Source organism: Frigoribacterium sp. CFBP 8759, from assembly GCF_014841655.1.
GTDB lineage: Bacteria > Actinomycetota > Actinomycetes > Actinomycetales > Microbacteriaceae > Frigoribacterium.
This window is the reverse complement of sequence record NZ_JACYUH010000005.1, coordinates 125,224-135,812: the sequence shown is the minus strand read 5'-3', so window position 1 is coordinate 135,812 and position 10,589 is coordinate 125,224. Positions and strand designations below refer to the sequence as shown.

Here is a 10,589-nt window from a genome sequence, read left to right as displayed (position 1 = left end):
CCGCCTCGCCCGCATCGCCGCCGATGAAGCCGCCACCGCGCACGAAGCCCGCGAGGCCGAAGCCGTCGCGGCCCACACGGCCGCGGCAGCCGCGGCCCCGACTGCCGGCACCAGCAGCGACACCCCGACGACGGATACCGCAGGAGGCGCGACCACGTCCCCGAAGGACGCCTCCGCCGATGTCGGGGGCGCCTCCTAGGCTGACGGCATGGCTCGCACCACCACTCCCCCGTTCCGCTGCACCGAGTGCGGGTGGACGTCGCTCAAGTGGGCCGGGCGCTGCGGCGAGTGCCAGAAGTGGGGCACCGTCGTCGACGTCACCTCGGCCCTCGTCAGCGCCCGCGGCACCGCCTCGGTCCGCGTCGAAGGCGACCGCGTCGCACGACCCATCACCCAGGTCGAAGCCAACAGCGTCGCCTACTGGCCCAGCGGCATCGCGGAGTTCGACCGCGTCCTCGGCGGAGGCATCGTCCCCGGCGCCGCCATCCTGCTCAGCGGCGAACCCGGCGTCGGCAAGTCGACCCTGCTGCTCGAGGTCGCCTCCCGCGCCGCCGCCACCGGCGCCCGCGTCCTCTACGTCACCGCCGAAGAGAGCGCCTCGCAGGTCCGCCTCCGCGCCCAACGCACCGGCGCCATGCACGACAACCTCTTCCTCGCCGCCGAGGTCGACCTCTCGGTCATCCTCGGCCAGATCGACCAGGTCGACCCCCAACTCGTCATCGTCGACTCGGTGCAGACCGTCTCCTCGTCCACCATCGACGGCATCGCCGGCGGCACCTCGCAGGTGCGCGAAGTCGCCTCGACCCTCATCCGCGTCAGCAAAGACCGCAACCTGCCCGTCCTGCTCGTCGGCCACGTCACCAAGGACGGCACCATCGCCGGCCCCCGCCTGCTCGAACACCTCGTCGACGTCGTCTGCCAGTTCGAAGGCGACCGGCAGACCGCGCTCCGCTTCATCCGCGCCCACAAGAACCGCTTCGGCCCCACCGACGAGGTCGGCTGCTTCGAGATGACCGGCGACGGCATCGCCGAGGTCGCCGACCCCAGCGGCCTCTTCATGTCCCGCAACGGCACCCCCGTCAGCGGCACCTGCATCACCGTCGCCATGGAAGGCCGCCGGGCCCTGCCCGTCGAGGTCCAGGCGCTCATCGTCGCCAGCTCGACACCCCAACCCCGCCGCGTCGTCAACGGCGTCGACTCCTCCCGCGTCGCCATGCTGCTCGCCGTGCTCGAACGCCGCGCCGGCATCCGCCTCGGCGACGCCGACGTCTACGTCAGCACCGTCGGCGGCATCAAGATCACCGAACCCGGCGCCGACCTCGCCATCGCCCTCGCCCTCGCCAGCGCCAGCCGCGAGAAACCCTTCCCCCAGACCATGGCCGCCGTCGGCGAGATCAGCCTCGCCGGCGAGATCCGCCCCGTGTCCTCCCCCAAACAACGCGCCTCCGAAGCACGACGCCTCGGCTTCACCCAGCTCGTCGACGCCGAATCGGGCAACCTGCGCGAAGCGCTCCGCCGGGCATTCAGCGCCGCAGGCTCCGAACGCGACCGCGAGCTCGACCGGGCCTTCTGAGCCGACCCGACCCGCGCCTCCTTACCCGAGACACCCGCGTCTCTCGGCCCCACCCGCGCCTCGTGACCCGAGGCCGACTCGGGTGTGCTGACGCGTCCCGTGATTCCTGACCCGGGCCACGGGCCGGGCCGGGGCCGGCCCGGCCGGCGGACGTACGGTCCGCACGTCCGACACCGGGTGCGAGTGGGCAGAAGGTGCTGCTCCCACCAACCCGACGAGCACCTTCTGCCCACTCGACGGCCGCGACGCCTGCACACCTGCACGCCCGCACACGAGCACCAGCCCGTCGAGTGGTCCCGAACCGTCCTTCCGACGCACCCGACGGACGATCTCCGACCACTCGACCCGCGCCTCCGGAACCAGAGCCGCACCCACCGGCCCGGCCCGCACGAGATGAGGGCCCGAGTGGGCAGAAGATGCTCCTCCGCCGCACACGAGCAGCATCTTCTGCCCACTCGGCCCCACGTCCCGACCACCCGAGCACCCGAGCACCCGCCCCCACCCGACATCTCCCGCAGCGGGGTACACCCGGGTCGGCGGCCTCACCAGGCACCTGCACCCCGCTCCACGCGGATTCTCAGCCCACACGCCGTGGTGGTCCCGGCCAACCCCCTGACCGGCCCTTAACCTGTGCCCATGTCGACGTTCAAGAACCCGGTCGGGCCGCAACCGCCCTCGGTCTACTGGCGTCGTCGCGCGGTGCTCGCGCTCGGTCTTATCGCGGTCGTGGTCATCATCGTGTTGATCGTCGTCCGCCCCGGGTCCGGCTCGGCAGAACCCGGTGCCGCCGCGACGACCTCCGCGCCCCCGGCCGACACCGCCCCCAGCGAACCGGCCCCCACCGAGACCGCCCCCGCGGCCGACGCCACCGCCGACCCGGCCGACACCTCGACCGAGGGCGCCTCCGACGCCCCGGCCTGCTCGACCCGCAGCATCGAGCTGAAGCCCGTCACCGACAAGACGAGCTACGCCGCCACCGAGCTGCCGCAGATCTCGATGTCGATCACCAACTCGGGCCGCTCCGACTGCTCGATCGACCTCGGCTCGGCCCAGCAGACCCTCGTCATCTCGAGCGGCGAAGAGCAGTACTGGTCGTCGAAGGACTGCCAGGTCAACGGCACCAACCAGGTCGTCACGCTCACCGCCGGCCAGACCCTCAGCACTCCCCCCATCGCCTGGGACCGCACGCGCTCCTCCGCCGACACCTGCGAGTCGACCTCGCGCGAACCCGTCACCGCCGGCGGCGCGACCTACCGCCTCGCCGTCTCGGTCGGCGACATCACCTCCGCCGACACCGCCCAGATGATCCTGAACTGACAGTGACCCACCCGTGAACGCAGCCACCCCCTCCTCCGAGCCCGTCGACCCCCGCGAGCCCGTCGACCCGGACGACCGCAACGGCACCTTCCGCTCCGAGTCGCTCGAGCTGGCCCTCGCCGCCCAGGACGCCGCCGCCGTCGCCTTCGCCCTGCGGCACGACGTGGTCGTCGTCCCGAAGCTCGTCCTGCCGAGCGACGCGAGCGCCACGAGCGCCACCGCCGACGCCGCACCCTCCACCGGCGGCCCCGACGACGGAGCCCTCCCCGACGAAGGCGACCAGGTCCGCGTCTTCGGCCGCGAGAACACCGACAAGCGCATCCTGCTGCTCTTCTCGTCGGACGACACCTACGCCGCGATGGTCCCCGACGACCCGAACCGCCAGGTCATGCTCTACGACGCGCTCTCGTTGCGCGCCTTCCTCGAGGCCCACCTCGACGTCATCGAGCAGGTCTTCTTCGACATCGCCGGCCCGCACACCATGGCCGCCAACCCGGAAGACCTCCTCAAGGCCCTCGGCTAGCGAGAAGCCCGCGAGCCCAGGAGGCGCGGGTCGAGTGGTCCCGAATCGTCCTTCCCAGCGCGTCGAGGGACGATTCGGCACCACTCGACCGGCCACGGTGATCGTGGGCTCGGGCTACGACGACTACAGCGCGGGCAGCGCCTTCAGCATCCGCGAGTTGCCGAGCGTGTTCGGCTTCACCCGCGCCAGGTCGAGGAACTCCGCCACACCTTCGTCGGTCGAGCGCACGAGCTCGCCGTAGACGTCCGGCGGCACGAGTCCCTCGTCACCGACGTTGAGGTAGCCGTGCTTCTCGAAGAAGTCGACCTCGAACGTCAGGCAGAACAGTCGGCCGATCTCGAGCCGACGGGCCGCCCCTTCGAGCGACTCGAGGAGGCGGTGGCCGACCCCCTTGCGAATCCATGCGGCGTCGAGGGCGAGCGTGCGCACCTCGGCCAGGTCGTCCCACATGACGTGCAGCGCGCCGCAGCCGATCGGCACCCCGTCGGGCCCGACGGCGATCTGGAACTCCTGGACGTCGCCGTACAACGTCACGAGATCCTTGCCGAGCAGGATGCGCTTCTGCACGAACGGCTCGCACAGTCGCTGGATGTGCGGCACGTCGCTCACGACCGCGTTCCGCACCGTGATGCCGTGCCGGTCGGCACCCCCGAGCGCGTCGGCACCGCCGAGTCCGTCGGCACCGCCGAGTCCGTCGGCACCGCCGAGTCCGTCGGCACCGCCGAGTCCGTCGGCACCGGTGGGCGCGTCTGCCGCGTCTGACATGGGACTCCCTCGAAGACCACGACCCGAGGAGGCGCGGGCCGCCGCCCAGCCTAGCGACGCGTTCGCGACCCGGCCCCGGGTACGCCGAAGGGCGGCCTCCACAGTGGAAGACCGCCCCGGGCGTCGAAGGCGACCCGCGCCTCCTTCGGTAGTGCTGTCGTGCCGGTGTTGCCGTCGCGCCTAGCTCTCGAGCTCGGGGGCGTCGCCCACGAGGACCTCTTCGCGACCCGGCTGACGCGAGGTGGCGAAGGTGAACTCTCCGTCGACGAAGTCGACCTGGACGTGGTCGCCCGCGTTGAGCTCACCCTGCAGGATGCGCTCGGACAGGCGGTCCTCGACCTCGTGCTGGATCGCACGACGCAGCGGCCGGGCACCGAGCGACGGGTCGAACCCGATCTCGATGAGACGCTCCTTCGCGGACTGCGAGAGCACGGCCGTCATGTCGCGGTCGAGCAGACGGTCGGACAGGCGCTTGACGAACAGGTCGACGATCTGCAGAAGCTCTTCTTGGTTGAGCTGCGGGAACACGATCGTCTCGTCGACGCGGTTCAGGAACTCGGGCTTGAAGTGCTTCTTGAGCTCTTCGGTGACCTTCGAACGCATGCGCTCGTAGGAGGTCGCCGTGTCGCCCTCGATCTGGAAGCCGACGGGGCCGCCGGTGATGTCCTTCGTGCCGAGGTTGGTCGTCATGATGATGACCGTGTTCTTGAAGTCGACGACACGACCCTGACCGTCGGTGAGACGACCCTCTTCGAGCACCTGCAACAGCGAGTTGAAGATGTCGGGGTGGGCCTTCTCGATCTCGTCGAACAGCACCACGGAGAACGGCTTGCGGCGGACCTTCTCGGTCAGCTGCCCGCCCTCTTCGAAGCCGACGAACCCGGGAGGGGCACCGAACAGACGCGAGACGGTGTGCTTCTCGCCGTACTCGGACATGTCGAGCGAGATCAGCGCGCCCTCGTCGTCGAACAGGAACTCGGCGAGCGCCTTGGCCAGCTCGGTCTTGCCGACACCGGTGGGCCCGGCGAAGATGAACGACCCGGAGGGACGCTTGGGGTCCTTCAGGCCGGCACGCGTGCGGCGGATGGTCTTCGAGAGGGCCGCGATGGCCTGCTCTTGTCCGATGACGCGCTGGTGCAGGGCCTTCTCCATGAAGACGAGGCGCGAGGTCTCTTCTTCGGTGAGCTTGAAGACCGGGATGCCCGTGGCCTGGGCCAGGACCTCGGCGATGATGCCCTCGTCGACGGTTCCGCCGGCTCCGGCCTCGCCCGAACGCCACGTCTTCTCGAGACGGAGGCGCTCACCGAGCAGCTTCTTCTCCTCGTCGCGCAGCGAGGCGGCCTTCTCGAAGTCCTGGTCCTCGATCGCGCCCTCTTTCTGGCCGCGGACGCCGGCGATGCGCTCGTCGAACTCGCGCAGCTCGGGCGGTGCGGACAGGATCGACAGACGCAGGCGGGCGCCGGCCTCGTCGATCAGGTCGATGGCCTTGTCGGGCAGGAAGCGGTCGCTGACGTAGCGGTCGGCGAGGTTCGCCGCCGCGACGATGGCGCCGTCGGTGATGGACACCTTGTGGAAGGCCTCGTACTTGTCGCGCAGCCCCTTGAGGATGTTGATCGCGTGGGGCAGCGAGGGCTCGTTGACCTGCACGGGCTGGAAGCGGCGCTCGAGGGCGGCGTCCTTCTCGAAGTGCTTGCGGTACTCGTCGAGCGTGGTCGCACCGATCGTCTGCAGCTCGCCACGGGCGAGCAGCGGCTTGAGGATCGACGCGGCGTCGATGGCACCCTCGGCGGCACCCGCACCCACGAGGGTGTGGATCTCGTCGATGAAGACGATGATGTCGCCGCGCGTGCGGATCTCTTTCGTGACCTTCTTCAGGCGCTCCTCGAAGTCACCGCGGTAGCGGCTGCCGGCGATGAGCGAACCGAGGTCGAGCGAGTAGAGCTGCTTGTCCTTCAGCGTCTCGGGGACCTCGCCCTTGACGATCGCCTGGGCCAGGCCCTCGACGACGGCGGTCTTGCCGACGCCGGGCTCACCGATCAGGACGGGGTTGTTCTTCGAGCGACGGGAGAGGATCTGCATGACCCGCTCCATCTCTTTCTCGCGCCCGATGACCGGGTCGAGCTTGTTGTCGCGCGCGGCCTGCGTCAGGTTGCGACCGAACTGGTCGAGCACCTGGCTGCCGCCCTGCGCGCCCTGGGTCTGTTCGCCGCCCACGGCCACCGCCTCTTTCCCCTGGTAGCCGGAGAGGAGCTGGATGACCTGCTGGCGGACCCGGTTGAGGTCGGCGCCGAGCTTCACGAGCACCTGGGCGGCGACTCCTTCACCCTCGCGGATGAGGCCGAGCAGGATGTGCTCGGTGCCGATGTAGTTGTGGCCGAGCTGCAGCGCCTCGCGCAGGCTCAGCTCGAGGACCTTCTTCGCACGAGGCGTGAAGGGGATGTGGCCGGTCGGCTGCTGCTGGCCCTGGCCGATGATGTCTTGCACCTGCTCGCGCACGGCGTCGAGCGAGATGCCCAGCGACTCGAGGGCCTTGGCGGCGACGCCTTCGCCCTCGTGGATCAGACCGAGCAGGATGTGCTCGGTGCCGATGTAGTTGTGGTTCAGCATCTTCGCCTCTTCTTGGGCGAGGACGACGACGCGACGGGCACGGTCGGTGAATCTCTCGAACATCTTCTTTGCTCCCTAGGTGGCGGGGTGGTTGTCGCCACCGAATGTGCATCTGGCGCCCGCAGGGTTCGGCACCGGTTTACAGAGAGAGTAACCAGGCCCCGCGGCTTAATCTGCCCCTGTTCGCTGGGGGCATAGAGCAGTGCGCAGGCGGGCTGACGGGGCGCGCTGACAGGGGTGGCGGCTAGCCTCGCGTCCATGGGCAAGTTCACGGTCGGCCTCGTTCCGCACCCCACGAAGTCGGTGCTCGACAGCGTCGAGATCATCCGCGGCTGGACGACCCGCTCACAGGCTCACCTGGTCGCCATGACCTCCGACGCGGCACGGGTCGGCGACGGCGTCGAGCTGGTCGACGAGCGCACCTTCCGCGAGCGCGTCACCGTCGTGGTGGCCCTCGGCGGCGACGGCACGATGCTCGGCGCCATGCGGCTCGTCGCCGAGCGTCCCGTGCCCGTGCTGGGCGTCAACTACGGCAACGTGGGCTTCCTGGTCGAGGTCGAGCCGCACGAACTGCCCGAGGCGCTCGACCGCGTCGGCCAGAAGCAGTTCTCGCTCGAGGCGCACCACGCCCTCGAGGTCACGCACTCGGCATCCGGCTTCGAGAACACCTACCTGGCCTTCAACGACGTCTCGGTGGCCCGCCGTCCGGGTGAGGGCGTGGTCTCGGCCGACCTCGTCCTCGACGAGACGCCCTACGGCTACTACAAGGCCGACGCGATCGTCGCGGCGACCCCCGCCGGGTCGACCGCCTACAACTACGCCGCGGGCGGGCCGATCCTGTCCCCCGCGATCGCGGCCGTCGTGGTCACCCCGGTGGCGCCGATGTCGGGCATCGACCGCTCGGTCGTCCTCGGCCCGCGAGAGAAGTTGCGCTTCGAGATCGGCGACGGCACGCACTCGGCCGCGCTCGAGGTCGACGGGCGCGTGGTCGCCGACGTCAGCGAGGGCTGCGTCATCAGGCTCGTGCTGCGGCGCGACGCCGGCCAGGTCATCCGACTCGACGCCGACCGACACGGTCGCAAGGGCCGCCTGAAGCTCAGCCTGCTCGACCTGCCGTTGCGTGAGGACCAGCTGCTCGAGCTCGTTCCCACCGACGTCCGGGCCCGCTTCCGCGAGCGAGCCGAACGCGCCGGCGGCCTCGCCGGCGTCGCCCACGACGACGACACCGCCGTCACCGGCATCAGCCCCCTGCACTGACGCGGCCGCCGCCCGGGGGCATCAGCCCCGGGCGCCGACGCACTCACCTTGAGGAGGCGCGGTGCGCGATGATCGCGCGCCGCGCCTCCTGCGCTCTGCCGCCGTCGTGCGGCCCGGGGCAGTCGTCACGAACGCGGGCGGGTTCGGCCCGGCCCCGGCCTAGTACACCTCGCCCAGCGCCTCGGCGAAGACCTGCTCGGGGTCGCGGACGAACCCGCGCCGGGCGAACCAGGAGCAGACGTTGCGGCAGTCGCGTTCGAGCAGCTCGACGCCGGTCGGGTTGCTCGCGACGTCGACCAGCTGGGGCACGTCGATGGCGACCACGCGCCCGTCGTGCACGAGCAGGTTGTACGGCGAGAGGTCCCCGTGTGCGAAGCCGGCCCGAGCGAAGCCGATCACGATCTCGTGCACCTGCTCGAACAACGGCCAGAGGGTGGCGCCGTCGTCCTTGACCTGGGCGAGGCGTGGGGCGGCTTCGACCCCGTGCCCGATGAACTCCATCAGGATCTCGGTGCCGCTGATCTGCACCGGGTACGGCACGGCGACGCCGAGGGAGTGCATGCGGCAGAGCGCGTCGAACTCGGCCGCGGCCCAGAGCCCGGCCTGCACGCGGCGGCCGTGCGCCGAGCCGCGAGCCATCGCCCGGCCGTCGCGGGTGTTGCGGACCCGTCGGCCCTCCCGGTACTCCGACGAACGGTGGAAGTCGCTCTGCTCGGGCCCGCGGTACCGCTTCGCGGCCAGCAAGGAGGCGCGGGCTCCGTCACCGGCGCCCAGCACGACGTCCGTCGGCACGGCTCGGTCGATCAGGTGGACGTCGGCCTCCTTGCCGGTCTTGACGACGCCGAGCTCGGTGTCGATCGCGGCCGCGGAGGTGACGACCCAGGCGGGCCAGGGCCGGGGCCCGCGTTCGGTGGGGGTGGCGGCCGGCCAGGTGGACCAGCGCTGGTCGGCGTCGGAGTCGGGGTCGACGGTGGAGAAGGTGGGGACGACGAAATCGTCGGAGAAGGACAAGCGGTGCTCCAGGGGAGGCGTGAGACCGGCCCGGCGGGCGCGACGAGCGTCGCGCGGCTGTCGCTACGGGCGGAGGGTCTCGGGATGAGTGGGGTACGCGTGGCATGCGTTGACGGCAGTCATGCTCATCACCCCTCTCGTGGAGTCTCTCGTGGCCCGGCCACCTCGTGGCCCTGGTCCGCTCACGGTACCGCCCCGCGCCTCCCCTGTCGACGGTCGTTTCTCCCGATCCCTGCCGGTCGAGTGGGCAGAAGATGCTCTTCGGACGGAAACGAAGCGCATCTTCTGCCCACTCGGCCGAGTCACGACAGCAGGCGACGCACGCGGGCGACGAGTTCGTCGGCCCGTCGCCCGTGGAGATCGTCGTCCGTGCACCGGACGGTGCGCCAACCGGCATCGGCGAACCTCTCGCGGCGCAGGATGTCCTGTCGGAAGCGCCCGGGGTCGCGGCGGTGCTCGTCACCCTCGTACTCGACGGCCACCCCGCACCACGCGTACCGGAGGTCGGGCTTGCCGAGGTAGCGCCCACGGTCGTCGTACGTGCGCACGTTGATCTCGGGCTCCGGGAGTCCCGCCCGGGTCAGGAGCAGGCGGAGCTCGGTCTCCTTCGGCGACTCGACCCCGGGTCGGACGAGTGCGAAGGCCTCTCGGACACGGGCGACGCCACGCCGACCCCGGGCGTCGTGGAGCGCACGCTCGAGTTGCGCGACCGGTCGTTCCCGAGCAGCCACGTGGGGGGACCAGCAGCCGGCCAACGCATCTCCGGCCCGGACGAGGTCGGTGAGCGACAGCAGCGACCTGCACTCCACCCACGCCGTGACCGGCTCGTCGACCGGCAGACCGTCGACCCGCGACATCGGGGGCCGGTCGGACGGACCGAGTCCTGCACGACGGTCCGTCGGGTCGGCCCGGGAGGCGGCCGCCCCTGCCCGATGCGTGGCGACACCAGGCCGTCGCGGGCCACGCCCCTCGATCGAGGTGACGTGGAGTGGTTCTCTGCCGTCGCGGACCCACCACGGCACGGGAAGACCCCACAGGCCCAGAGCCGTCACCCGGGAGAAACGCCAGTCGTCGAGCATCACCGGAAGCAACGCCCGGGCACTCGCCAGCAGGGCGGTCTGCGGGTCGTGCGGGTCGTGCGGGTCGTCCGGGTCGTGCGGTTCGGAGCCCCGGCCGACGAGGCGCCGGACGCCGCGGTGCGGAGCCTCGAGGTCGGCACCCCGGAGACGCCCGACCCTGAGACCCGCACGGTGGGCCTCGTCGACGGCGAAGGGGCGATCGGCGAGCGGGAGGGGGACGACGATGCGCGGCACTCGTCGAGAGTGCCCGCCGGAACGCGACCCGCACCTCCTGATGTCGTCGCTTCGGGATCCGTGCGAGCGCGTCGCCTCTGGGGACCAGACGCCGCACGGCCCGAACGGGCAGAAGATGCTGCTCCCGACCCCGCGAAGGGCAAGATCTGCCCACTCGGCGGAAGAGGCCTCCGGCTGACGAGACCGATCGGCGACGAGTGGGCAGAAGATGCTGCTCGGCGAA

General features: G+C 70.9%; 9 protein-coding genes. 5 read left to right on the top strand and 4 right to left on the bottom strand.

What is annotated here, in order from left to right:
• The 4 genes from IFT79_RS16075 to IFT79_RS15330 form a co-directional block, all read left to right on the top strand.
• Positions 1–199 (top strand): hypothetical protein (locus IFT79_RS16075; RefSeq protein WP_207116413.1); only part of this gene is annotated, 199 nt, incomplete at its 5' end.
• A 9-nt stretch (positions 200–208) separates the two neighbouring features.
• Entirely contained in the window at positions 209–1,573 is a 1,365-nt protein-coding gene (gene radA / locus IFT79_RS15340) for a DNA repair protein RadA (RefSeq protein ID WP_055975569.1), read from the top strand.
• Positions 1,574–2,209: 636 nt separating this feature from the next.
• Positions 2,210–2,890, top strand: coding sequence for a hypothetical protein (locus tag IFT79_RS15335; RefSeq protein ID WP_192125149.1), 681 nt, complete (start codon positions 2,210–2,212; stop codon positions 2,888–2,890).
• Between the two features lie 13 nt (positions 2,891–2,903).
• Complete coding sequence (locus tag IFT79_RS15330; protein ID WP_267659159.1) at positions 2,904–3,413, top strand: dehydrogenase; 510 nt, start codon at positions 2,904–2,906, stop codon at positions 3,411–3,413.
• A gap of 123 nt (positions 3,414–3,536) precedes the next feature.
• Here IFT79_RS15330 and IFT79_RS15325 read toward each other — a convergent pair whose 3' ends face one another.
• Together IFT79_RS15325 and IFT79_RS15320 are read right to left on the bottom strand one after the other, a co-directional pair.
• On the bottom strand, positions 3,537–4,178 hold the full coding sequence (locus tag IFT79_RS15325; RefSeq protein WP_192125147.1) for an amino-acid N-acetyltransferase: 642 nt from the start codon (positions 4,176–4,178) through the stop codon (positions 3,537–3,539).
• A 180-nt stretch (positions 4,179–4,358) separates the two neighbouring features.
• Entirely contained in the window at positions 4,359–6,848 is a 2,490-nt protein-coding gene (locus tag IFT79_RS15320) for an ATP-dependent Clp protease ATP-binding subunit (RefSeq protein ID WP_159828242.1), read from the bottom strand.
• Positions 6,849–7,043: 195 nt separating this feature from the next.
• On the opposite strand from IFT79_RS15320, the gene IFT79_RS15315 reads away from it, so the two are divergent.
• Positions 7,044–8,042, top strand: a complete 999-nt coding sequence (locus tag IFT79_RS15315) for an NAD(+)/NADH kinase (protein WP_082460093.1) — start codon at positions 7,044–7,046, stop codon at positions 8,040–8,042.
• Between the two features lie 159 nt (positions 8,043–8,201).
• Here the strand turns inward: IFT79_RS15315 and IFT79_RS15310 are convergent, their stop codons facing one another.
• Together IFT79_RS15310 and IFT79_RS15305 are read right to left on the bottom strand one after the other, a co-directional pair.
• Positions 8,202–9,053, bottom strand: coding sequence for a serine protein kinase RIO (locus tag IFT79_RS15310; protein WP_192125145.1), 852 nt, complete (start codon positions 9,051–9,053; stop codon positions 8,202–8,204).
• A gap of 302 nt (positions 9,054–9,355) precedes the next feature.
• Entirely contained in the window at positions 9,356–10,366 is a 1,011-nt protein-coding gene (locus IFT79_RS15305; protein WP_192125143.1) for a hypothetical protein, read from the bottom strand.
• Between the last annotated feature and the right edge of the window lie 223 nt (positions 10,367–10,589).

Coding starts and splice junctions, on each gene's coding strand:
- IFT79_RS15325 (WP_192125147.1), bottom strand. CDS start 4,178: ATGTCAGACGCGGCAGACGCGCCCACCGGTGCCGACGGACTCGGCGGT.
- IFT79_RS15315 (WP_082460093.1), top strand. CDS start 7,044: ATGGGCAAGTTCACGGTCGGCCTCGTTCCGCACCCCACGAAGTCGGTG.
- IFT79_RS15320 (WP_159828242.1), bottom strand. CDS start 6,848: ATGTTCGAGAGATTCACCGACCGTGCCCGTCGCGTCGTCGTCCTCGCC.
- IFT79_RS15335 (WP_192125149.1), top strand. CDS start 2,210: ATGTCGACGTTCAAGAACCCGGTCGGGCCGCAACCGCCCTCGGTCTAC.
- radA (WP_055975569.1), top strand. CDS start 209: ATGGCTCGCACCACCACTCCCCCGTTCCGCTGCACCGAGTGCGGGTGG.